Genomic DNA, 24,628 nt, shown 5'->3' on the forward strand with positions numbered 1-24,628 from the left:
TTTTTTAAAGCATAACATCTACTAAAAGTAACGAATTACGCTTTCTTAATAATTTTAATATTGAAAATTAAGATGAATACTGAAATTGAACCGAATGAATATCAAAAAATAAGTGATGATAGAGTGTATATTCTTCTCTGCTACGAAGAGATGTTAACGCGAATAAATGAGCACGAAACCATAAAACTACTACACTTATATAAAACATCTCAAAATGAAACTTTAGAATATTCCGTATCTGATGAAAAAATAGTACAGGCATTAGGTATTTATTTTCAGTTGATAACTTTAGTCGAAGAAAACGCTGCCATTCAATACCACAGGCAACTGGAAAATGAAAATGGAATTGCTGCAAATAGAGGCTCTTGGGGAGAAACTTTTAAGATTTGGATTGAACAAGGCTTGAGTGAAGAAAAGATTGTTGAATTATTGTCTTCTCTAAATGTGATGCCCGTTTTAACCGCACATCCAACTGAGTCGAAACGAATTGCCATCATAGAATTACAAAGAGAGCTGTACTTATTATTGGTACAAAAGGAAAATTCTATTCTTTCCAAAATTGAGAAAAATTCTATCCGAGAAAAGATTATCAATTTATTAGAACGTTGGTGGAGAACCGGAGATACATATCTTGAAAAGCCTGATTTGACTTCAGAACGTAACAACATTGTGTATTACCTAAGTAAGGTATTCCCTTTGGTATTAGAAAAAAGCGATGAAAGGTTGAAGGAATCTTGGATAGCTGCAGGGTTCAATGCTAATAAATTAACGGATCCAGAGCATTATCCGTATTTTAATTTTGGTAGTTGGGTTGGAGGAGATCGTGATGGTCATCCTTTTGTGACACCTAGTTTTACGAGAGATACACTCTTAATACATCGTGAAAAAGCATTAGATATTATTCATAAACAATTGGTGAATTTAGCCACTCGTTTAACGTTGTCTGGAATTAAAAACCCTGTGCCCATTGCACTACTTGAAGCTGTAAGTAAGCAAGCAAAAATATTGGGAGCGTCTGGAGAAAAAGCGTTAAAACGTAATCCGCATGAACCTTGGCGACAATATGTTAGCCTGTTGGTAATAAAAATTGAAAACACTATTGCTGAAAAATTTGGTGAATCAGATTCTTACTATAGGTCGAGCACCGTATTGCAAGAAGATTTAAAATTTATTAGAAATATTTTAATAGAAGGTGGAGCACAAGGAATAGCAGAAGATATTTTGTTTCCAGTAGAAAGAACAGTTCAATGTTTCGGATTTCATCTTGCCAAATTAGATATTAGACAAAACAGTGGTTATCATGAAAAAGTAATTACACAGATATTAGAAAAATCTGGATTCGAAAAATTTGATTTTCATAATTGGGATGAAAAAACACGTGTTTCTTTTTTAACAGAAGAATTAGAAAAACACGCTCCTTTAACTAATAATACAATTTCATATGGATTAGAAGCAGATAATGTACTAGACTATTTTAGAGTGGTTAGGCAACATATTAGTTTATATGGTTCAGAAGGAATTGGATCTTTAATTGTTAGTATGACGAGAAGCCTTAGTGACTTGTTGGTTATGTATTTATTAATGAGAGAAACGCAACTTTTAAATACAGATTTACGTGTGGTTCCATTGTTGGAAACTATAGAAGATTTAGAAGGAGGCGATAAAATATTAGAAGATTTTTTAAATTTTCCCATCACTAAAGAGCGTCTTAAATTAATGTCAAATACGCAAGAAGTAATGGTTGGGTATAGTGACAGTAATAAAGATGGTGGCGTGTTAGCGAGTAAATGGCATTTACATAAAGCTGAAGAAAGTCTTTGCAACATTGGCGAAAAGCATAATGTAAAAATTATATTTTTCCATGGTAGAGGTGGTACTATAAGTAGAGGTGGTGGTAAATATCATCGTTTTATGGAAAGTATGCCTAAAAATACCGTAAATGGTCAAATAAAATTAACAACACAAGGAGAATCAATTGCACAACAATTTGGTAATCTTTTAACAGCAACGTACAATTTAGAAATGTTAGCGTCAGGTGTGGCTCGACAAACTATGAAGATGCACTCATCTGCAAATGATGAAATTTATCCCTATGAGACGTTAGATTGGATTACAGATAAATCGGTAGCTTTTTATAAAAACATGGTTCAGCATGATGATTTTATACAGTTTTTTAGTGAAGCGACTTCAATTGATTTATTAGAGAAAAGTAAAATAGGATCGAGACCTGCACGGCGATCTGGACAACGTACATTAAGTGATTTAAGGGCTATACCATGGGTTTTTAGTTGGAATTTATCACGTTTTACCTTGACGGGTTGGTTTGGTGTTGGGCACGCCTTAAAAGAACTTAAACAAAATAAAGTATCAAAATTTAATGAGCTAAAACAACATGTTGATTCTTGGCCTTTTTTAAGGTTTATGTTAATTCAAATAGAAACAAATTTAATCCTTGCGAATTCGGAACTGATGAAAGTGTATTCAGAACTCGTTTCTGACAAAGACATTAAAACTAATTTTTTAAATCTAATTTTAACGGATTATAAAGAAGGCATTATTCACATTGAAGATTTACTAGGTGAGTCAGCTTCCGTTAGAAGAATAGGCCAAATTGAAAATTTGAAAAGAAGAGAAAAAGAATTGGAAGTATTACACAAACTTCATATTCAATATTTAAAAGAATGGAGAAGTTTAATGGTTACCAATCCAATTGAGGGTGATCAATTATTGACAAAACTACTGAGCATTACAAATTCGTTATCAGGAGGGCTAAAAAATACAGGTTAATAGAATACATCATCGAAAGAAAAACATATCGAAATCAAAAGAGTACAGAAATTAAAAAGGCATTATTCTTTTACTAAAATGTTTCTGTACTTTTAGTTATTCCAGAGCCTTAATTTAGTTGTTGCTAAAGTGCTATTCTTTGGACTAGATATCTTTAATTATATATGACCAATAAATCACATGCTGTAATTGTATTAGGAGCCACAGGTGCCGTGGGAAACCAGGTGCTTAATTACTTAATAAAGAGGGCAGAGGTTCTTCAAATATCAACGTTAGGTCGTAGATTAGTGCCAGACCTATCTGAAACATTGGTAGTACAACATAGTGTAGATGTTTTTGATCCAAATACGTATCAAGAAATAGTGAAAAATCATCAAGTGGCCATTTGTACGTTTGGTTTAGGTGAACCGTCTAAAGTAAGTAAAGAAGACTTTGTCAAAATAGATAAAACTGCAGTAATTTCTTTTGCTAAAGCCTGTAAAGAAGTTGGTGTTACACACTTTCAATTATTATCTTCCGTTGGTATTAATGCAAAGTCAGCATCTTTTTATTTACGGAGTAAAGGAGAGCTAGTCAATGAACTAGAAGCAATGAGTTTTGATAGACTCAGTATTTTTCAACCTTCAATGATTATAACAAAAACGAATAGATATGGGATAGCTCAAGGGATAACATTAAAGGTGTGGCCTGTACTGAGTCGTGTGTTATTTGGTCCATTAAAAAAGTTTAGAGGTATTGATGTTGAGCATTTAGGAAAAGCTTTTGTTACAAATATGTTCGAAAATAAAATGGGTTTAGAAATGATTACTTGGGAAGACATAAAGAGGCTTTCTAAATTATAGATTTAAGGGTTACATGTATCAATAATTGTTCTCTGCTTTTAATTCTATACTTTTTCCAAATATTAAAGAATTTGTCTGTACGTTTAAATTAATAATAGTAATAATTCAATAACTTACATTCCTTTTAGAAACAACAGCAGGCTCAAGTATATTATAATAAATTTGGAAGAACATCATAAATTTACGAAATCTATAATTCAATCAATGAAAACACTTCTCAAAGGAGAAGTTCATTTTGTTGAAAATTATCATAGCTGGATAGTTGAAGTTACTGTTAAATGGAATAGAAGAATAATAACAATCTTAATAAACTCTAGAAAGACAGATTTAGAGACTGAATTTTTAGACTGTTCACTAACTAAGGCACCCCTATTTACTTTTCTCAGTAGATCTGAAACTTATAATTTTTCAGGAAAAAAAAGTCCATTTTCAGAATTATTATTAGAAAGTATTGAAACGCAATGTTTAATGGATAGTAAGAATCCGAAAATTGAGCTGGAAGGGAAATCTTTTATTTTTAAAGGAGGCATCCGTAAAAAAGATGTAACTAGTTTGTCAAATGTTTTTAAACTATATGAAATGTTACTAAACGAAATTGATTATTTACATCATGAAAATCTGACATCTTAATTAGTAGCTTAGTTTTTTTATGAATTCAAATTATGGTTTTTATATTGGTAACAATTCTTGCAGTTCATCATATAAAAATAACAATTCAAGAAATTAAGTTTTATTTTGTAGAAGGATATATGGAATTTTGAAAAAACTAAATCAATAGTACGATGGAAGAAACAATTAAGATTTTTATTTATATCCATGCTTTTTTTGGAGGACTGGGATTAATAACCGGATTGGGCAGTATAATTGTGAAAAAAGGAAGTAAACCTCATAAAGTTATGGGGAAATTATTTTCGATTGGTATGATAACAAGCTCATTAATTATAATACCAATTTCTTGGATGCCCAATCATCAAAACATACTTCTTTTCCTAATTGGATTGTTTACCATCTATTTAGTAATTTCAGGAAATCAAATATTAACGTTTAAATTGAAAAGCAAAAAAGCAGCGAAACCAATTGATAAAATTATATCTGGGAGTATGTTATCATTATCAGTATTAATGATATTATTTGGAGCTTATGGTTTGATGAAAGTAAACGATTTGAATTATTTATTATTTATTTTCTTTGGAGGTTTTGGACTTCTAGTAACCATAAAAGATTTTATTTTTTATAAAAATATTATAATTGGTAAAAATGAATGGCTAAGAAATCATGTTGGAAAAATGATTGGAGCTTTTATTGCATCGGTTACGGCATTTTTAGTCGCCGGTTTAGGTATTTGGAATTTATTTGCTTGGACGTTACCTACCATTTTGGGCACTGTGTATATACTGTATTGGAAAAGAAAATTAAAACCTAAAAAGGTTGAAAAACATTAAAGCGTTTCTTACAAGAAGCGATTGTCACAGATAAAATTAATACAAATGATTCACTTAATAGTAGGGAATACAGGTGCTGGAAAAACTACGTATGCTAACGAATTGAAAAAAGAAACAAATGGGGTTATTTTCTCCATTGATAAATGGAATAACACACTTTTTATGGCTGATAAGAAACCAACGGACGGATTGGAATGGTTTCTTGAAAGAATTGAACGTGCTGAAAAAATGATTATGGATTTAGTAGATCAGTTAGAAAACGCAAATACAGATGCTATTCTTGATTTAGGATTTTCAAAATTTGAACACAGAGAAAAGTTTAGAAAATTTGCTAAAGCGAAGGGCTATGAAATAACAATACATTTTTTAAACATTTCAAAAGAAACCCGATTGAACAGAATTACAAAACGTAATACTGAAAAAGGAGTAACATTTGAGTTTGAAGTGACTAAAGAAAACTTTGACTTTATGGAGGGTTGGTTTGAGAAACCTAATAGTAAAGAAATGCTTAATGGAATACATATAACATCCTAAATCACAACGTAGAATTTACTCCTCAAACAAACTTTTATCCAAGCCAGGTACAATACGCAACGCATTTTTATAATATACTTTTTTCAATACATCATCGGGTAAATCTAAGCCGTACATTGGCCAAAAAGCATGGTATTTTTTATGGTATGGAAAGTATTCATCATTAGATTCTAACACTCTAAAATACGTTGGAAATTCTTCTGGTTTCCAGCTGTCTTTTCCAAATAAAATTCGATCCTGATATTTTATAAAAAAGGCTTTTGCAAAACGTGGTTGTCTACCCAATTCAGCGATAATCGCACCGATGCCAACATTCATATTGGGCATTTCATCTAATAGCTCACTCAATTTACCCAAATCATTCGCAAACCAACCCATGTGAGCATTTATAAAAGTAGTTTCAGGATGTTTTTTGAACATATGATGTTGTTCTGCAATAATTTGCTCCCATGGAGCAGGGTCATTTGCTTCACGTTTTCTTCGCGGATGAGTTTTGAGTTCTAACCAACGCTCATTATCACCATCAAATGTATCCCAAAACGATTTAGGATCTGCAGCATGGATTAAAACAGGTACACCTAATTCGCCGCAAAGTGCCCATATTGGATCCAATCTTTTATCGTCAATAGCAATTCTATTTCCGTCAGTGTCTTTATTTCTGAGTCCTAAACTTTTATAAACCTTTAGTCCTCTTGCTCCATTTTTAACATCTGCTCTTAGCTGATTTACTGCATCTTTTGCCCAGTCTTTTTTACCAACTCCATCAAAGTCTACATTGGCAAAAACAACAAAACGGTTGGGGTAATTTTCAGCAATATTGGCAACAGATTGTTGCAGGTCTTTTCCTGATCGGCCACTTAAATTTACCATAATACCCATGTTAAGCGTATCCATTGCAGCAATAACTGGGCTTAAATCTTGTTTCGGCATGTTGTATTGATGTCCGTGCACGTCAATAAATGGAAACTTAGCTTTTTTTATAATCTTACCAGGAATAACTAAGGTTGATTTAGGATTGTATTCTTCAAAAGTTAAGTCTTGTGCTATTAGAGTTGTGTGTACAAGAAAAAGAACGAGGCTTATTTTAAAAAATTTTATCATTGATGTTTTCTTTGGGGTATACTAAAGAAGTATTTAAAAATGTTATTTGAAAGTAAATTATTCGATACGTTTTCCTTGTGTGGTAAAAGAAAGGCCTTGTTGGCTCATTGTTGAGCTCATAATACCCTCGAAAAGCGGATCTGGAGATTTTTTTGGAATATTCCAGTCAAAAATAAAATTAGAACCTGTACCACCTTCAATATCGGCTTCGTCAATAATTATCTCTACAGTTTCAAGTGGAGCTAGGTAAATAGGTTGTTTAATATAAGTGCGTACTAAATGCCCTTTTGTATGGTAGTAATCAGCTTTTAGAATATAAATTGTATCATTAAAACTCGTATTTCTCAAGCTTACCATCGCCGTAAGGTTATGTGTTTTATGTTCAGTATAACTATATATTTGGGAGTATACGGAAAGATAGGTTCTGCCAAATTGTAGTGAGTCTTTTTGACTTATGTTTATGGTTCTTTTTTTCCAGTCAACAGCATCAAATTCATCTTTACCTAGATTTAAGTCACATGATGAAGCTAACACGATAATCAATAAGAGATAGGTAATTTTTTTCATATTTTATGTTAATTTATAAATGATATTATGGTGTTGGCAAACAAAGATAAAGAAATTATTGCAACAACTTTGATAACTATTTCACTATAGGTTTTTAATTACTAATAATTAGAATATTTTTGCAATTATAAATGTAAATGATATTGTTTTTCTGTAAATAGAAGAAGGATAAAAAAACGGATACTAATGGGATTATTAAAAGAATTTAAAGAATTTGCAGTAAAGGGTAATATGATGGATATGGCCATTGGTGTTATCATTGGTGCATCATTTAATAAGGTAATAGATGTGCTGGTAAAAAAAGTATTGATGCCACCATTGTCTTATTTAACAAATGGAATCGATTTTAAGGATAAGATAATAATTCTGAGAGATGCAGAATTGAATAGTGCAGGAGAAATTATTCAAGAAAAAATAGCCTTAGGCTATGGAGCGTTGTTTGAGGCTTTTCTAGATTTTATTATTATAGGTTTTACGGTTTTTATTGTGGTAAAATTTATGAATAGGTTACGTAATAAAGCTCAAGATACTAAGGATGATACTGTAGTAACTCCTAAAGATATTCAGTTACTGTCAGATTTAACTGATTTAATGAAAGAACAAAATGAATTATTGAGAAATAAATAAATGCTTTTGATTCTAAGAGGGAGTCAAATAATTCTTCTCGATATTTTTAAGAACAAAATATCGAGAAGAATAACTATAAATTATAGTTTAATTAAGTTTTTTTCAAGATTAATATCTTGTAACATGTCTTCAGTGAATTTATAATGACCTCTAAATGTTATTATTTTAAAGCGGTTGTCTTTCATACGAGTTAATACTTCTAAAAAACGCCATTTAGATTTCAATTGATTAGGTTCAGCTGATTTTAAACTTACTTCGAAGTAGTGTTTTCTACCTGCTTTTTCACCAACAATATCTGGTGTTACTGAAAAATCTGTCCCTTTTTGGGAGTAAGATTTTGGAGTCTCATAACCTTCAATGTCCGCCTTTATGTTTTCAAAACCTAACTTCTCAACATAAGTAACCGAATCTTGGAATAATTTTTGATTTTCTGTTTTATCTATTGCTATCATAACGAGCAAAATACAAAATTTTAATGAGAAATCCAAATTAAAAATAAGGTAATAACTCTCAAAACATTTGAAAATCAGATAATTAATAGATCACTTTTTTGTTCTTTACAGTACGTTATCTTTTATTTCTTGAACTACTTCAGGGTTCAATAGGGTAGAGGTATCGCCTAAATTACTCATATCTCTACTTGCAATTTTTCTTAATATTCTACGCATAATTTTACCAGAACGTGTTTTAGGCAATCCACTTGTGAATTGAATTTTATCTAATTTGGCAATTGGGCCAATATGTTCGGTAATGATCTGATTAATTTCTTTTCTAACATTGTCATGAATTCTACTTTCTCCAGTTTCCTTAAGAATAATATAACCATAAAGGGCATTACCTTTAATATCATGAGGAAAACCTACAACAGCCGATTCAGAAACCGCAGGATGCTCATTTATTGCATCTTCAATTGGAGCAGTACCTAAATTGTGACCAGAAACTATAATAACATCATCCACACGTCCGGTAATTCGATAATAGCCCACTTCGTCGCGTAATGCACCATCACCCGTAAAATATTTATCTTTAAATGCTGTGAAATACGTTTCTTTATAACGTTGATGATTACCCCAAATGGTTCTAGCCATTGATGGCCAAGGGAATTTTATACATAACCTACCATCGACTTGATTACCTTTTATTTCTTCGCCGTTTTCATCCATCAAAGCGGGTTGAATTCCTGGAAAAGGTAATGTAGCATAGGTTGGTTTTGTAGGGGTAACATAAGGTAATGGAGTAATCATAATGCCACCTGTTTCTGTTTGCCACCACGTATCTACAATAGGACTTTTCTTTTTACCTATAACATCATTATACCAGTGCCAAGCTTCTTCATTGATTGGTTCGCCTACTGATCCTAAAACTTTTAAAGAGGATAGATCATGTTTTTCTGGAAAGTCAATATTTTGTTTTGCCAAGGCTCTAATTGCAGTAGGTGCCGTATAAAATTGATTAATTTTATGCTTAGCAATCACTTCCCAAAAGCGTCCAAAATCTGGATAGCTAGGTACGCCTTCAAACATAACGGAAGTTGCACCATTGGCTAATGGACCATAAACGATATAACTGTGACCCGTAATCCAACCTATATCAGCTGTACACCAATACACATCATTTTCTTTGTATTGAAAAACATTTTTAAAGGTATAAGCGGTATATACCATATATCCAGCATTGGTATGTACCATACCTTTAGGCATACCTGTTGAGCCTGAAGTGTAAAGAATAAACAGAGGGTCTTCTGCATCCATAATTTCAGCGGCACACTCCATTGAAGCTTTATCTAATAGAGGTTGCAACCATTTGTCGCGACCCTCTTTCATCGTTATATCTGAGTTAATTCTATTTACCACTAAAACATCTTTAACGGAAGGGCATTCATCTAAAGCCACGTCTACAATACCTTTTAAATCAATTGTTTTTGCTCCTCTGTACGATCCGTCAGATGTAATAACCATCTTACAGTCACTGTCATTAATTCTCGTAGATAAAGCGTTTGAAGAGAACCCTGCAAATACAACAGAGTGTACGGCTCCAATTCTAGCACAAGCCAATAAGGAAATTGCCAATTCAGGTATCATGGGTAAATAAATACATACACGATCTCCTTTTTCAATACCATGGTCTTTAAGCACATTAGCAAGTTGGTTTACACGCTCGTATAATCTTCTATAGGTGATATGCTGGGCGGCTTCATCAGGGCTGTTAGGCTCAAATAAGATAGCCGTTTTATCGCCTTTTGTAGCCAAATGCCTATCAATACAATTTTCAGTAATATTAAGTTTAGCACCCTCAAACCATTTTATTTCAGGTTTGGAAAAATCCCAACTCAATACATTATCCCATTTTTTACGCCACATAAAATGCTCTTCAGCAATTTCTGACCAGAAATTTTCTGGATCTCTGATTGACTTTCTATAAACTTGATAATATTCTTCTAAATGTTTGATACTGTAATTACTCATAATTATTTATTTTATTATTGCAACATAAAAGTTATAGGCAACCAATAGCTAATATCGCTAGGTTCATTGTTTACTTCTCCTGGTTCTAATTTTGGTATTTCTGATACTAATTTTTCAGCTTCGGTTTCAGCTATTTTGTAGTTGGAATAGATGTCAATATTTGTAATCTCTCCTTTTTTTGAAATTGTAAAAAAACAGTGAATTTTATGTCTGCCTTCGGGTAGGATAGTTAACGCTGAGATGTTAAATTTTTTCGAAATGAATTTCTGTAATGTTTGTGTAAAACAATCTTTTTGCTCTTCAATAGCATTGAATGATTTACATGTTTCAAATGTTGGTGGTCTTGTAATGATGGGGTCATTTATACTAACATCATTTTTTTTTGATTTAATTTCTTTAATGGTAATGCCATCAGTGAGTTTACCCTTTTCAAGTACAATTGAATCGTTAGCTTTATCATTATTTTGAGCATATGATAATGCTGAAATTACAATAATACAGAAGGTTAAAATTATTTTTAATTTCATTTTTTGGTTTTAATGTGTTGCATCCCCTGCATTAGATGGTATTCTAATATTTTCAACAATTTCTTGAACTTCTGCAGGAGGTGGAGGAGTAAATTTAGAAATTATTATTGAAAAAATGAAATTTATTAGCATTGCTACCGTACCAAATCCTTCAGGTGAAATACCAAACCACCATTCTGCTTCAGTTCCACCACCAAACCATTGAAATTTAAATTTTAGCATGTAAAATAACATGGATAATATACCTACAACCATTCCTGCAATTGCTCCTTCTTTATTCATGCGTTTATCAAAAATACCGAGTATGATAGCTGGGAAAAAAGAAGCTGCTGCTAAACCGAATGCCAAGGCGACGGTTGCGGCGACAAAATCGGGTGGGTTTATACCAAAATACCCTGCAATAACTACAGCAACGACAGCTGAAAGTCGAGCGGCTATTAGTTCACTTTTGTCTGAAATATCAGGTTTCAATTGTTTTTTTATTAAATCGTGCGAAACCGAGGTTGAGATTACTAATAGCAAACCAGCTGCTGTTGATAATGCCGCTGCCAATCCTCCTGCTGCCACCAAAGCAATAACCCAATTGGGAAGCTTTGCAATTTCAGGATTTGCCAATACCATTATATCGGGATCCACTGTCAATTCATTAATAGTTTCATCAGCAACATATTGAATTTTACCATCACTATTTTTGTCATCGAATGTAATAAGCCCTGTGGTTTCCCATTTAGAAAACCAAGCAGGCATTTCTGAATATTCTTTTTCGCTTACAGTATCAATTAAATTTGTTCGAGCAAACACTGAAATTGCTGGTGCAGTAGTATATAAAATAGCAATAAATAATAAAGCATATCCAGCAGATTTTCGAGCATCTTTTACTTTAGGAACCGTAAAAAATCGGACAATTACATGTGGTAATCCTGCCGTACCTACCATAAGTGCAGCCGTAATAAAGAAGATATCAATTAATGATTTTGATCCGTTCGTATAAGCAGCAAAACCTAAATCTGTAGAAAGTCCGTCTAGTTTATCTAGTAAATAAACACTTTCTCCAGTAACTTTACCTCCCATTCCTAATTGTGGAATTGGATTGCCCGTCATCTGAATGGAGATAAAAATGGCAGGAACCATAAAGGCAAATATCAAAACACAATATTGAGCTACTTGTGTATACGTAATCCCTTTCATACCTCCAAGTACGGCATAAAATAATACGATGATCATACCTATAAAGACACCTGTGTTAATATCGACTTCTAAAAATCTAGAAAAAACCAAACCAACACCTCGCATTTGTCCAGCAACATAAGTAAAGGAGACAATCAAAGCACATATTACAGCTACTGTTCTTGCAATATTCGAATAATAACGATCTCCAATAAAATCAGGTACTGTAAATTTTCCAAATTTTCTTAGATATGGGGCTAAAAGGAGGGCGAGTAACACATATCCGCCAGTCCATCCCATTAAATAAACAGAACCATCATAACCATTAAAAGAAATAAGGCCCGCCATACCAAGAAAAGAAGCAGCTGACATCCAATCTGCAGCTGTTGCTAATCCGTTAGCTAATGGAGAAACTCCGCCGCCTGCTACGTAAAATTCTTTGGTAGATCCTGCCCTGGCCCAAATAGCAATACCTATATATAATGTGAAAGTTGCAACAACGATAATGTATGTCCAAATTTGTACAGTCATGTGATTTAATTAGTTAGTAGTGGGTTTGAAATGAAGATGGGTTGTTGGGTAAATTTATTTATGAATATTATTTTTAAGTGTCATATCCATATTTTTTATCTAATTTGTTCATCAAGCGTACATATACAAAAATAAGTATGACAAAAACATAAATAGAACCTTGCTGGGCAAACCAAAATCCAAGTTTAAAGCCACCGAGTCGTATTGTATTTAATTGTTCAACGAGTATAATTCCGAAAACATAGGAGACTAAAAACCAAATAGCCAGTAGAATAGCGAGGTATTTTAAGTTTTCTCTCCAGTATTTTTTGTGTTTTTCCATAGCTATAATCCGTAAAATATGTAGCAAGATAAAAATATAATCTTTAATTTGTAGTGTTATTTAAATTTATGATAGAAATTTTAGAAGTTTTCTTACACTATTGGGAAATTATTGCACTTTTTTTTGCAGTTTCTTTACTTTACGCTTCTGTAGGTTTTGGAGGTGGATCTAGTTACTTGGCTATTTTAGCCTTAACGGGATTAAGTTTTATCCAATTTAGAGCTATTGCTTTATTATGTAACATTGTTGTTGTAAGTGGAGGTACATTTATTTTTATAAAAAACGGATATTTTGATTGGCGAAAGATTATTCCGTTGAGCATTATTAGTGTACCTCTTGCTTTTTTAGGAGGATATTTAAAAATAAGTCAGGCTTTCTTTTTTGTTTTATTGGGTAGTACACTTGTAATAGCAGCTGTATTAATGTGGGTAAGTAAATATTTAGTAGACCACTCAGGTAAGATAAGGCAACAATCAGTGGTAAAGAATAGCTTTTTAGGAGGAGTTATAGGTTTTGTTTCTGGAATGGTAGGAATTGGTGGAGGTGTTTTTTTATCACCATTGTTACATTTAACACATTGGGATACTCCTAAAAAAATAGCAGCTACGTCTAGCTTTTTTATTCTGGTAAATTCTATTGCAGGGTTGTTGGGGCAGTATCTTACACATCACAATAATAGCAGCTTCACATTTAATTCAAATTTAGCTATAGCACTTATGATAACTGTATTTTTTGGTGGCCAAATTGGGTCGCGACTAGGAGCTAGAAAGCTATCTCCTTTTCTAATAAAAAGAGTTACAGCGGTTTTAATTGCACTTGTAGGAATTCGGATTTTGTGGAAATATGTAATTAATTAACAGTGGTTACTCGTCTAATTTACCCGAATGTAATGCTTTTATAATACCATCAGCTAATCCTATTTTTGGAACATAAATATTCTTTGCTCCACTCCATTTCATAGCATTAATGTAAATTTTACTTGCAGGTATAATAACATCTGCACGGTCTGGATTTAAACCTAGTTCACTGATTAGTTGCTCATAAGTCATTTGTTTTAAGAACTTATAATGTGCTCGCATATAAATATAAGAAAGTGGTTTTCCTTCTGCTCTGGTAGACATTTTAAAAATTTTGTTGATATTTCCTCCAGAACCGATTAAGGCAATTTTTGAAAGGCCTTCACTTTTATTTTCAATCCAGTTTTTAATTTTTTTATTAATTTCTTTATGAGTTTGTTTGTCAATAGCTCGTACGGTACCCATTTTAAAGGATTTAGAAGCTATAATTTTACCTTTACTAAAAAAGGTTAATTCGGTACTACCACCACCAACATCTACATATAAATATGATTTATCACCTAAAATTAACTCATTTAAATCGGTAGCTGAAATAATTGCGGCTTCCGTTTTTCCGTTTATGATATCGATATTAACTCCTGATTCTTTATAAATCTTCTCAATAACCTCTTGACCATTTTTTGCTTCTCGCATTGCAGAAGTGGCACAAGCTTTATATTTTTCAACACCATGAACATCCATCAATAACTTAAAGGCTTTCATGGTGTTAATCATTCGGGTTTGGTTATTTTCCGAAATAACACCCGTTGTAAATGCATCTGCACCTAATCTTACTGGAACCCGAACCAATGATGATTTTCTATATTGAGTAGGTGAATTTTCTTGAACAATTACATTGGAAACCAATAACCTGACGGCATTAGAACCAATATCGATAGCGGCGTATTTTTTTATTTCCAAACTATGCTTTATTTATAATGTTTAGGGAACTCTTGTAAAAACGTTTTCCCTTTTTTTATGTTTTTCCAATGTTTTATGTCAAACTTAATGCCGATTACACCACAAGTAGGAACGTGGCTAATAGGATCGCTACCAAATGTATTCACAAAAGTATTGATACCATGATCATGACTAAAAATAATGGCAGACTTAAATCCATCATCCAAGGCTTTAACTGTTTTAATGAGGTAACCATCACTAAAACTATATAATGATTTACTTATTTTTAAATTGGCCAAGGGATAATTAAATGTGTAGCCAAATATCATTGCCGTGTGTAAAGCCCGTGCCGCACAACTAGACAAAAACACATTGGGTGGCTTAACTTTTTTAAGAAGTTCTTTTGAAATTAAATAAGCATCGTTTATGCCTCTTTCTTTTAAAGGTCTGTCAATATCTTCAATCGAAGAATATTCCCATGATGATTTTGCGTGTCTAACGATATAAAGTGTTTTCATGTTAAGCTCCGCTGTCGCGGGAAATATTTTTTAGTTAAAAGACAGACTTAATTGTCATAAAGCTAAATTACTATTAAAACGTAAATTACAAAAGTAAATTATGGTGCCAATCGTTCTTTTTTCCAATTAAATTCAAAATCTAATGTATACCTGATTCTGTCGTGCATTCTATTAGGTCTGCCTTGCCAAAATTCAATACTTATTGGTTTTATTAAAAAACCACCCCAATTATGAGGACGAGGTATTTCTTTACCCTCAAATTCATTCTCATATTCTTTTAACCGCTCGTCTAATTCTTTTCTTGAAGATACTACTTCACTTTGATTAGATGCCCAAGCTCCCAATTTACTCCCGTCAGGGCGAGTTTCATAATAGCCATCTGATAAATTTTTAGCTAACTTTTCAGCTACACCTTTTATGATGATTTGGCGTTCTAATGCGGGCCAGAAAAAAGACAAGCAGATATTGGGGTTTTTAAAAATGGCTTTTCCTTTTTCAGAATTATAATTGGTATAAAAGATAAAACCTTCCCAAGTAAATTTTTTCAAAAGAACGACTCTGTTTTTAGGGAAACCATCTAAACCAATGGTGGAAATATTCATGGCATTTGCTTCATGAACACTTTCATCATTATCAGCAACCAAAAACCAATCTCTAAATAATTCTATAGGATTTTCTGGAGTATTTTCTTCCAGTAAATCATCCTTTTCATAGGTCTTTCTATAATTACTTAGGTCTTTTTCCATATTGTAAAGTTACTTTTTCTTTCTGATAAACCATAATCCTATCACGGTAATCAATCCATTTATAGGTAATATCTCCCAATGAAATTGATAGAAGTTATTTTCAATTGAATAATTTTCTGCACATTCCCATGCTGGTTTTCCGCATGAAATTATATTTTCATAATCTAAATAATAAGCATAGAGAACAGGAGAAATGCTAATTAAATAGGTTAATGCAATAGATAGTAGAGCAATAATCCATGCGTATTTATCCTTAATTTGATATTTTGTAATAATACCGAACATAAATAAACCCAACAGAGGTCCATAGGTGAACGTAGCAAATTTAAAAAGGTTACTGACTACATTACCATCAAGTTCATTAAAAATAATAACTACTACTATCAATAAAAGAGAGACACCAATATGTACTTTTTTACGCAATGGAATTTGTTTCTCTTTTGGTCTTTTTTCGATACCTAAAAAATCTACTGAAATAGAGGTGGTTAATGAAGTTAATGCACTATCAGCACTTGAATAGGCTGCAGCAATTAAGCCGATAATAAAAACAACAGCTAGCGGTGTACCTAAATCTTGATTCATGGCAATTTCAGGGAATAATAAATCGGTTCTTGTTCTACCATCGACTACAGGAATTTCAATCCCTAATTTATCTGCATATATAAAGAGTAATGCACCTAAAGATAAGAAGAAGAAATTAACAATAACTAATAATACAGACATCGAAATCATGTTTTTTTGAGCATCACCTTTGTTTTTACACGTTAGGTTTTTCTGCATCATATCTTGATCTAATCCAGTCATGGCTATAGTTATAAAAATACCTCCAATAAAGTATTTCCAAAAGTAAGTAGCACTATTTGGGTTGTCAAAAAAGAATATTTGACCTCTTTCTGCAAAGGCGTCTGTTTTTAAAAACTCAATGTAAGACCAATCAAGTTTTTCATTAATTAGATAAATAGCAAGACCTACAGCTGTTAACATGGTCAAGGTTTGTAACGTATCTGTCCAAACAATGGTTTTTATTCCGCCTTTAAAGGTATAAAGCCAAATCAGAAGTATTGAAATAACCACGGTAAGCCAAAAGGGTACACCCATTTGTTCAAAAACAATATACTGCATGGCAAGTGCAACTAAAAATAGTCTAAATGATGCACCAGTAACTCTTGAAAGTAAGAAGAAAAAGGCTCCTGTTTTGTAACTCACTTTTCCAAAGCGTTGTTCTAAATATTGATAAATAGAAGTAACGTTTAATTTATAATAAATGGGTAATAAGATAAATGCAATTAATAGATAGCCAACTAAAAATCCGAACACACCTTGCATGTACGCAAATTGTGATCCGCCAATCATTCCTGGCACAGAAATGAAAGTTACTCCAGACAATGAGGCTCCAATCATTCCAAACGCAACGATATACCAAGGTGATTTGTTGTTTGCTTTGAAAAAAGTCTCATTAGTTGCTGACTTTCCGGTAAGAAATGAGATGAGTATTAACACACCAAAGTAGGCGGCTATTAAAAGGAGAATATGAATGGGTTGCATAGGTTCGTTTTAATTTTGAGGTACGAATATAAGGTTTTTTTTAGTTTAAGATTTAGGATTTTGACCTCAGAATTTCTAGTTTAATTTTTATAAATTAGCCACCATGAATTTTTCTTCAAAACTCTTAGAAAATGCGGTGAATGAGGTGTCTCAATTGCCCGGAATTGGAAAGCGTACCGCTTTACGTTTAGTATTGCATTTATTAAAACAACCTAAAGAACGGACCACATATTTAACCGAGGCGTTGCAAAACTTAAAAGAGAAGGTGAAGTTGTGTAAAAATTGCCACAATATTTCTGATGTTGATCTGTGTGAAATTTGTGCTAATAAAAACAGAAACGATGAGCTAATTTGTGTAGTTGAAGATATTAGAGATGTGATGGCTATTGAAAGTACAGCTCAGTTTAGAGGAATGTATCATGTTTTAGGAGGTAAAATTTCTCCTATTGAAGGTGTTGGTCCACAAAATTTAACCATAGATAGTTTGGTTGCTAAAGTCAGAGGAGGTACAATAAAAGAAATTATTTTTGCATTGAGTCCTACCATGGAAGGTGATACTACCAACTTTTATATCTATAAACAGTTGGAAGATTTAGATATTAGTGTTTCTACAATTGCGAGAGGAATAGCTGTAGGTAATGAGTTAGAATATGCCGATGAAATTACCTTAGGTAGAAGTATTTTAAATAGAATTCCTTTTGAAGGGAGTTTGAAGCAAGGGTAAAAATAAAAACAACAAATCTCAAGTACCAAATTTCAATTGTTTTTTTTGTATCTGAGTTTGAGTTTAACTCTTAAACATTATACAGATAAAAAGTCAAGAACAATTATTTCAGTAAAAATTCTTATTTTAGTTGCAGGAGAAATTGCATATGTGATGAGGAGAGCCACAGGTAATTGTTAATTAACATAATATGAATTTAGAAATACACCATAACGGAGAAAGTGATTATTTAGATTCACTTAAAGAAAAGTTTAAAGTTAAAATTCTGGCTATTAAGAATAGTAAGCTGTTAACTCCTAAAAGTAAAAAAGTAAGAATAAAGACCATAAAACGTGCTTTTTTAAAGGAAAAGAAAGAGACGGGCTATAATAATTTTTAAAGGAATTGAAAAAAATTATAGATATATTAATTTCAATTCTAATTATTGCAGTGGCAATTCTTAGTGTTATGCATGTCGATTTCCCTGGAAGGAGGGTTATTATATATGGTGCTATTATTTATGTTTTGGCTGATATTGGTCTAAAAGCATATAAAAAGAAGAAAAAAGTGTAAACTTATTCTTTATCCCAACTTCTTTTACTCCTAATTCTCTTATATAATTTTATACCCAACATCAATAAAATGGAAACCCCAAGTATACCTAAGGTTCCAAAAATCCAACCAATAGAATTTTTTAGTACAACCAAGAATACAATGGCAAAGAGCAAGATAGTGGCCACTTCGTTCCAAATTCGCAATCCGAAAGAAGAATAGTTAAGAAAACCTTTTTCAATTTGATTGACCATGTGTTGACACGAAAAATGATATAGATACAGCAGTAAAACAAATACTAATTTAATCCACATCCAAGAGGTTGATAACCAAATAGGTTGAACAATCAACAACCATGTTGCAAAAATCAATGTTAAAATCGCAGAAGGCCAAGTTATGATATACCAAAGCCTTTTAATCATTAATTTGTATTGCTTTTGTAAGATGCCCTTTTCTAAATTCGGTTTTTTTTCTGCTTCTTTAAAATAGATAAAAAGCCTAATAATATAAAAAAGTCCTGCAAACCATGTGGTTACAAAAATAATGTGTAATGATTTAAGGTAGAGGTAATTCATTTTTGGTTAAAGAATAATTTAACGATTAACGATTTTTGATTTTTGAATTGTTGCTTTTTGAAGTTTTATACTTGCGACAAAAATTGAAATTAATTGATTGTTTTCGTCCAGGGCATTGTCTAAATCCTCTTGATTCTCGAGATAAAGATTAGCTCTACTTATTATTTTTAAACAATTAAAATTTTCTCTTAATTCTTTTAAACAAACTCCCATTTTATGAACAAAGTCTTTATGAGACTCTGCACTTCTAGCTTCTCCATAATTCAATGCCGGAGAACCTGATGACCTGATTAATTGATTACCATAATAATTAGCAGCGTAACTGGTCTTAAGATTATCATAAATAGCAATAACAAGAACAGAAAAATTTATTAACCTATCTTCTAGTTTATTGGTTTCCATTAATTCTTAATTCAGAAATCGTTAATTGTTACTCAAAAATCGTTACTCAAATATTAACTGGTTCACCAACCCATTCATTCACCCAATTTACCATCACATCTACCCAGTCATCATTATCATTTAGACAAGGTATGTGTTTGTATCCTTGACCACCTGCACTTTTAAACTGATGCTCGCCTTCCATCGCAATTTCCTCTAGGGTCTCTAAGCAGTCAGCTACAAAAGCAGGAGTAATTACGGCTAAATTTTTAACACCCTCTTTTCCAAATTTCTCCAATTCAAAATCGGTGTAAGGTTTTAACCAAGGGTCTTTTAACAATCTAGATTGGAACGAATTACTGTACGTTCCTTCTTTTAATTGTAATGTTTTTGCAATGGCTTTTGTGGTTTCAAAGCACTGATGTCTATAACAGGTTCTATGAGCTTTTGAATGCGTATCGCAACACGAACCGTCAATTTTACAATGTGAATTTGTGGTATCTGATTTTATAATATGTCGTTCCGGAATTCCATGATATGAAAACAAAATATGATCATATTCAAATCCCGATAAGTGACGTTTTAAATTGGCACTCATTACCTTTATATAATCGCTATTGTTATAAAATACGGGCATTACATCCATCTTAATTGTTGGATATTTTTTTCTGTTAATTTCCTTAGCTTTTTCCACTACGGTTTCAAAAGAAGACATGGCGTAATGTGGATATAATGGTACGAGTAATATCTCTTCTACACCTCTTTTTACAAGTTGTGCAATTCCACTTTCAATACTCATGGAACCATAACGCATTCCTAAGGCTACAGGAATTTCTAACTTGTCAGCAACTTTTTTAGAGAAGCGTTCAGATATAACCACTAAAGGAGATCCTTCTTTCCACCATATTTTTTTATAGGCTTTGGCCGATTTTTTAGGACGCGTGTTTAGAATAATGCCTTTTATGAGCAAATATCTTTTCCATCGTGGAATGTCGATAACACGCTCATCCATCAAAAATTCATCCAAATACTTTCTAACATCCTTTACTTTGGTGCTGTCAGGAGAGCCTAGATTGACTAATAAAATTCCTTTCTTCATTAATTACAAATTGGCTTACAAAAATACAATTATTCGTGAAGTTTTGATGAAAAAATGTTGTTTACTCATTCTGGCCACTGTTTTACTCAATTTGTATTTCTCGTTGTTAAAATAATAAATATATTTACGATATCATTAGGATAAAGTCGTCTTAAGTTGTTTTATTCTTGAAGCAATATTGTTGCTACCACTTTATATTAAATCACTTTTACTTTTATACACATGAAGAAATATATTCCTGTAATTTTACTATTTGTATGCTCAATACTGTCTGCACAACAAAAATATCAGAGTTTACTTTGGAAAATATCAGGGAATAATCTAGAAAAGGATTCTTACCTGTATGGTACTATGCATGTCAGTAGTAAAGTGGCTTTTCGCTTAGACGATGTATTCTATAAGTCTTTAGAGAAAAGTGAAGTTGTTGCTTTAGAGTCAGACCCAACAGAATGGCTAGAAAATAGTTACGATATGATTAATGCGGGTATGAGTTATTATGGAGCAGGTAACTTTTACAATAAAGATTTTTATGGAGCTTTATTTGAATTGCCTTTTCCACAAAAGTTGGCCATTAGAAATGCGATACGTTTAGATAATACATTAGTGAATAGCTACCTGTATAGAAAGCAATCAGGTTCTGATAATTTTGAAGAAGAAACCTATTTAGATATGTTTATATATCAAGCTGGTAAGAAAAATCACAAACCTGTTGTTGGACTTGAAGACTTTAATGAGTCTAGGTATTTAGTTACCAAGGCAAGTTATAATTCTATAAAAAAGCAGCAAGACACTTGGTTAAAAAAGTTGTACAAAGAAAAACCAATGTATATGTTAACTGAGGATGCTTACAGAGATCGGAATTTAGATTTATTAGATTCTATTGGAGAGGCTACAAATACGGAGCATTTTAGAAAATATATGTTATATCAGCGTAATGAAAATATGGTTAATGTATTAGACTCTTTAATACAGCATAAATCAGTTTTTTCGGGAGTTGGTGCTGCTCACTTACCTGGGGAAAACGGGGTTATCGAAATGTTGAGAAGAAGAGGTTATTCGGTAACGGCTTTAACATCTAAAAGAACGTCACTTGCCACTACAATGAAAAATAAATTGGAATCAACTATTGTTGAACCAACATTAAAGTTAGAAGCTACCCCTGACAATTTTTTGAGTATTCAAAGTTTTGAAAAATTATTAGAGCTCAATTTTTTAAATCAAAAATATTATGTTGCTACAGATATGGCAAATGGAGGTTATTTAGCGATAACGAGAATGAATACATTTGATTATTTAAATACTAATGGAAGTACAAAAATTAGCTTAGACGATATTGATCATTTACTTTATGAAGATATTCCTGGGAAAATAATTAAAAAAGAAATACTAACGACACCTTATCCTGGTATTAGTATTTTAAACAAAACAAAGAAAGAAGACTATCAAAAATATCATATATATAAAACACCATTAGAAATCGTAATTATTAAATTAGGAGGTAAAGGTGACTATGCATTAAAACATGCAGATAAAATTTTCAACTCTATTTCTTTTAGACCTTTAACAAGTAAATGGTCGGAGTTTTCGCCTAGTTTTGGTAAATATTCTGTTCAAATGCCACAAAATTACAATTCAGAAAGCTTTAATGTTGCGGGTAAGAATTTGATCCAATCATATGACGATTCTGGATATTATTTTTTACAAGAAGTACCGGTGCACGATGTGAATTATATTGAAGAAGATAAGTTTGAAGCAGAATACATTCACCATGCTTTTTATAAAAATTTAAAATTAACTAAGCAATTTGGAAAAGAGGTTTCAGATAAATATGCAGCTTATCAGTCTAATGCTATTTTAGATTCAGCCACGCATCAACAACTTGCATTAAAAAGTATTGTGAAAGATGAGTCTTACTATTTATTAGGCTATGTTGGTAAAGATTCTCTTGTTGCAAATACGTATTTCAATTCGTTTAAATTAAAAGATATTATTTATAAAGAAGAGTTTAAACAAGTACAAGATACCGCATTATATTTTACGGTAAAGACAAATACTAAACCGCCATTTCCAATGAACCTTTATGGTGGAGGTGTAAAGCAAAAGCCTTATGCTGCACATAATAATACCACACAATACAGTTCTAAGACCAATGAAAATATTGTAGTTACTAGAACTAAATATCACGATTTGCAGATGTTTGAAAACATTGATAGTCTTTGGAGTCAAGCAGAGAAAGCGTATTCATATAAATTTAAGTTGGTAAATAAAAAGAAGCAAAAGGAAAATGGGCTTTATACCTATACTTTTTTAGCAAAAGATAGTTTAAGTGCAAAACGAATACGGGTCAAAAAAATTCTAAAATTAGGAGTGCTGTATGAGTTAAAAACAATGGAAGATAGTTTAAGTACTTCTTCCAAATTTGTTGATACGTTTTATAAAACATTTACGCCAATAGATACGCTCTTAGGAAGAGATGTGTTTGAAGATAAAGTAGTTGATTATTTTAAGGCCTTAAAAAGTAATGACAGCCTTGCGGATAATGCTCATTATTTGTTGAATTTTAGCGAAAAGGATGTTAATGCTATGATTTCCATTTTAAACACACATGAGTTTTCTAAAGATAATAAGTATGCTAAAGGTTATATTATAGGAGAATTATCTAAGTTGAAAAGTGAAAAAATTGTACCTTTTTTAAAACAATTATATATAAAATCTTATAGTGAGCCTGAAACACAAATTGATATTATCAAAGCATTAGTTGCTAAAAAGCATAGTGAATCTTATAAAACAATATTAGATTTATTAGAGAATGATTTTCCTGTAGGTAACTATTCCATGAATACAATTTTTGATAATCCATTACGTAATGATTCTTTGAAATTAAAGAAGAAGTTGTTTCCTGAATTATTAAAATACTCTTCTATTCAAGAGTATAAAAAACCAATTTATAGTTTATTGTCAAGGTTAAAAGATAGTAGTTTTATTAAGCCAAAAGTTTATAAGAAATATAAAGAACAGTTGCTTAACGACGCTAAAATTGAGTTAAAGCGAAGTCTTACAGATGTGCAATCTTACAGTAATTCTTCTTCAGTGGAATCGTTGTTGGGGTATTATGTTAATTTATTAGATCCTTTTAGAGAGGAAAAGAATGTAGCACAGTTTTATACGAAACTTTTAGAAAGTAGTGATATTGATGCTTTGTGTAATTATTATGTGTTATTAAAATCAAAAGGGTTAATAATACCTCAAAAATTAAAAGATAAGACTATTGGAAAAACGGAAAATGTATATACATTAATTGATAAATTAGAGAAACATAAGTTGCTACCGGAAGTTTTAAAAACAGATCAATTTCAACAAAAATATGCTCAATCTAGGTTGTTCGCTAATGCTTATTACGATAAGGAAAAGGATGAAATATCATTCTTTAAAAAAGAAAAATTAACAGTAGGGAAGAAAAATTTAGAGGTCTATTTCTTTAAAATGAAAAATGTAAATGATTATGGTGATGTAGATTGGTTGCATTACATTGCTTTTGAAAAGGATGGAAATCAAATAAATATTAAACCTTATTATTTAACTGCAAATAGAGGATTAATGTTAAACGATACAAAAACTGATAATGAATTAGTTGACGAAGCCTTAAATTTAATGAAATATAAAAATAGGAAACGTTTAAATTCAAATCAAAATACTGATGTTTCACTTGGAGGGCATTATTAATTCATAGTCGATTGGAATTGGAAATAATTCAGAATAAAACCAACCTATGAACTCCCTTTACATTCTCAAAATAGAGAAGCTATAATTTTATGTTGAATGTAGTTATGAAGCCACAGATTAATGAATTGAATATGGAGT

General features: G+C 31.8%; 24 protein-coding genes. 10 read left to right on the forward strand and 14 right to left on the reverse strand.

What is annotated here, in order from left to right; all coding sequences use genetic code 11:
- The first annotated feature begins 72 nt into the window (after positions 1-72).
- The 5 genes from JBL43_RS12630 to JBL43_RS12650 all read left to right on the forward strand — a co-directional run bounded on the left by JBL43_RS12630 (position 73) and on the right by JBL43_RS12650 (position 5,605).
- Positions 73-2,787, forward strand: a complete 2,715-nt coding sequence (locus tag JBL43_RS12630; RefSeq protein WP_198841768.1) for a phosphoenolpyruvate carboxylase — start codon at positions 73-75, stop codon at positions 2,785-2,787.
- A 164-nt stretch (positions 2,788-2,951) separates the two neighbouring features.
- The gene (locus JBL43_RS12635) at positions 2,952-3,629 is read left to right on the forward strand and encodes an NAD(P)H-binding protein (RefSeq protein ID WP_198841769.1); all 678 of its coding nucleotides are present in this window, start codon (positions 2,952-2,954) and stop codon (positions 3,627-3,629) included.
- Between the two features lie 204 nt (positions 3,630-3,833).
- On the forward strand, positions 3,834-4,259 hold the full coding sequence (locus JBL43_RS12640; protein ID WP_198841770.1) for a hypothetical protein: 426 nt from the start codon (positions 3,834-3,836) through the stop codon (positions 4,257-4,259).
- 152 nt (positions 4,260-4,411) lie between these two features.
- A complete protein-coding gene (locus JBL43_RS12645) occupies positions 4,412-5,071 on the forward strand; it encodes a hypothetical protein (RefSeq protein WP_198841771.1) in 660 nt (219 codons plus the stop codon).
- A gap of 45 nt (positions 5,072-5,116) precedes the next feature.
- Positions 5,117-5,605, forward strand: coding sequence for a P-loop nucleotide/nucleoside kinase family protein (locus JBL43_RS12650; protein ID WP_198841772.1), 489 nt, complete (start codon positions 5,117-5,119; stop codon positions 5,603-5,605).
- A gap of 15 nt (positions 5,606-5,620) precedes the next feature.
- Here the strand turns inward: JBL43_RS12650 and JBL43_RS12655 are convergent, their stop codons facing one another.
- Together JBL43_RS12655 and JBL43_RS12660 are read right to left on the reverse strand one after the other, a co-directional pair.
- A complete protein-coding gene (locus JBL43_RS12655) occupies positions 5,621-6,706 on the reverse strand; it encodes an amidohydrolase family protein (protein ID WP_198841773.1) in 1,086 nt (361 codons plus the stop codon).
- Between the two features lie 57 nt (positions 6,707-6,763).
- Complete coding sequence (locus JBL43_RS12660; protein ID WP_198841774.1) at positions 6,764-7,273, reverse strand: DUF3124 domain-containing protein; 510 nt, start codon at positions 7,271-7,273, stop codon at positions 6,764-6,766.
- Positions 7,274-7,459: 186 nt separating this feature from the next.
- On the opposite strand from JBL43_RS12660, the gene mscL reads away from it, so the two are divergent.
- Positions 7,460-7,900, forward strand: a complete 441-nt coding sequence (mscL, locus tag JBL43_RS12665; RefSeq protein ID WP_198841775.1) for a large conductance mechanosensitive channel protein MscL — start codon at positions 7,460-7,462, stop codon at positions 7,898-7,900.
- A gap of 80 nt (positions 7,901-7,980) precedes the next feature.
- On the opposite strand, the gene JBL43_RS12670 is transcribed toward mscL, so the two are convergent.
- From JBL43_RS12670 to JBL43_RS12690, 5 genes are all read right to left on the reverse strand, one after another.
- Positions 7,981-8,352 carry a hypothetical protein gene (locus tag JBL43_RS12670; RefSeq protein ID WP_198841776.1) on the reverse strand — a complete coding sequence of 124 codons (372 nt, stop codon included), beginning with the start codon at positions 8,350-8,352 and terminating at the stop codon, positions 7,981-7,983.
- Positions 8,353-8,457: 105 nt separating this feature from the next.
- Complete coding sequence (acs, locus tag JBL43_RS12675) at positions 8,458-10,365, reverse strand: acetate--CoA ligase (protein ID WP_198841777.1); 1,908 nt, start codon at positions 10,363-10,365, stop codon at positions 8,458-8,460.
- Between the two features lie 14 nt (positions 10,366-10,379).
- A complete protein-coding gene (locus tag JBL43_RS12680) occupies positions 10,380-10,892 on the reverse strand; it encodes an energy transducer TonB (protein ID WP_198841778.1) in 513 nt (170 codons plus the stop codon).
- Between the two features lie 9 nt (positions 10,893-10,901).
- Positions 10,902-12,590: a sodium:solute symporter family protein gene (locus tag JBL43_RS12685; RefSeq protein ID WP_198841779.1), complete on the reverse strand. Its 1,689-nt coding sequence runs from the start codon at positions 12,588-12,590 to the stop codon at positions 10,902-10,904.
- Between the two features lie 73 nt (positions 12,591-12,663).
- Positions 12,664-12,912: a DUF4212 domain-containing protein gene (locus JBL43_RS12690; protein ID WP_117879332.1), complete on the reverse strand. Its 249-nt coding sequence runs from the start codon at positions 12,910-12,912 to the stop codon at positions 12,664-12,666.
- 68 nt (positions 12,913-12,980) lie between these two features.
- On the opposite strand from JBL43_RS12690, the gene JBL43_RS12695 reads away from it, so the two are divergent.
- Complete coding sequence (locus JBL43_RS12695) at positions 12,981-13,769, forward strand: sulfite exporter TauE/SafE family protein (RefSeq protein ID WP_198841780.1); 789 nt, start codon at positions 12,981-12,983, stop codon at positions 13,767-13,769.
- 6 nt (positions 13,770-13,775) lie between these two features.
- Here JBL43_RS12695 and JBL43_RS12700 read toward each other — a convergent pair whose 3' ends face one another.
- The 4 genes from JBL43_RS12700 to JBL43_RS12715 form a co-directional block, all read right to left on the reverse strand.
- Positions 13,776-14,669 (reverse strand): Ppx/GppA phosphatase family protein, encoded by an 894-nt coding sequence (locus tag JBL43_RS12700; protein WP_198841781.1) that lies wholly within the window; start codon positions 14,667-14,669, stop codon positions 13,776-13,778.
- Between the two features lie 8 nt (positions 14,670-14,677).
- On the reverse strand, positions 14,678-15,166 hold the full coding sequence (locus JBL43_RS12705) for a SixA phosphatase family protein (protein ID WP_117879329.1): 489 nt from the start codon (positions 15,164-15,166) through the stop codon (positions 14,678-14,680).
- A 98-nt stretch (positions 15,167-15,264) separates the two neighbouring features.
- Positions 15,265-15,912, reverse strand: a complete 648-nt coding sequence (gene pdxH, locus JBL43_RS12710; protein WP_198841782.1) for a pyridoxamine 5'-phosphate oxidase — start codon at positions 15,910-15,912, stop codon at positions 15,265-15,267.
- A gap of 9 nt (positions 15,913-15,921) precedes the next feature.
- Positions 15,922-17,457 carry a sodium:solute symporter gene (locus tag JBL43_RS12715; RefSeq protein WP_198841783.1) on the reverse strand — a complete coding sequence of 512 codons (1,536 nt, stop codon included), beginning with the start codon at positions 17,455-17,457 and terminating at the stop codon, positions 15,922-15,924.
- A 103-nt stretch (positions 17,458-17,560) separates the two neighbouring features.
- Here JBL43_RS12715 and recR point away from each other — a divergent pair, with 103 nt between their 5' ends.
- The gene (gene recR, locus JBL43_RS12720; protein WP_198841784.1) at positions 17,561-18,181 is read left to right on the forward strand and encodes a recombination mediator RecR; all 621 of its coding nucleotides are present in this window, start codon (positions 17,561-17,563) and stop codon (positions 18,179-18,181) included.
- 190 nt (positions 18,182-18,371) lie between these two features.
- Positions 18,372-18,560, forward strand: coding sequence for a hypothetical protein (locus JBL43_RS12725; protein WP_198841785.1), 189 nt, complete (start codon positions 18,372-18,374; stop codon positions 18,558-18,560).
- 175 nt (positions 18,561-18,735) lie between these two features.
- Here JBL43_RS12725 and JBL43_RS12730 read toward each other — a convergent pair whose 3' ends face one another.
- From JBL43_RS12730 to hemH, 3 genes are read right to left on the reverse strand one after another with little or no spacing between them, the layout of a single operon-like run.
- Positions 18,736-19,287, reverse strand: coding sequence for a CopD family protein (locus JBL43_RS12730; protein WP_198841786.1), 552 nt, complete (start codon positions 19,285-19,287; stop codon positions 18,736-18,738).
- Positions 19,288-19,305: 18 nt separating this feature from the next.
- Positions 19,306-19,689 carry a four helix bundle protein gene (locus tag JBL43_RS12735; RefSeq protein WP_198841787.1) on the reverse strand — a complete coding sequence of 128 codons (384 nt, stop codon included), beginning with the start codon at positions 19,687-19,689 and terminating at the stop codon, positions 19,306-19,308.
- A gap of 46 nt (positions 19,690-19,735) precedes the next feature.
- Positions 19,736-20,767 carry a ferrochelatase gene (gene hemH, locus JBL43_RS12740; protein ID WP_198841788.1) on the reverse strand — a complete coding sequence of 344 codons (1,032 nt, stop codon included), beginning with the start codon at positions 20,765-20,767 and terminating at the stop codon, positions 19,736-19,738.
- A gap of 222 nt (positions 20,768-20,989) precedes the next feature.
- Here hemH and JBL43_RS12745 point away from each other — a divergent pair, with 222 nt between their 5' ends.
- Entirely contained in the window at positions 20,990-24,490 is a 3,501-nt protein-coding gene (locus JBL43_RS12745) for a TraB/GumN family protein (protein WP_198841789.1), read from the forward strand.
- Positions 24,491-24,628: the final 138 nt, after the last annotated feature.

The sequence above is a fragment of the Aureibaculum flavum genome, assembly GCF_016406085.1.
In the GTDB taxonomy this organism is placed as follows: Bacteria; Bacteroidota; Bacteroidia; order Flavobacteriales; family Flavobacteriaceae; genus Aureibaculum; species Aureibaculum flavum.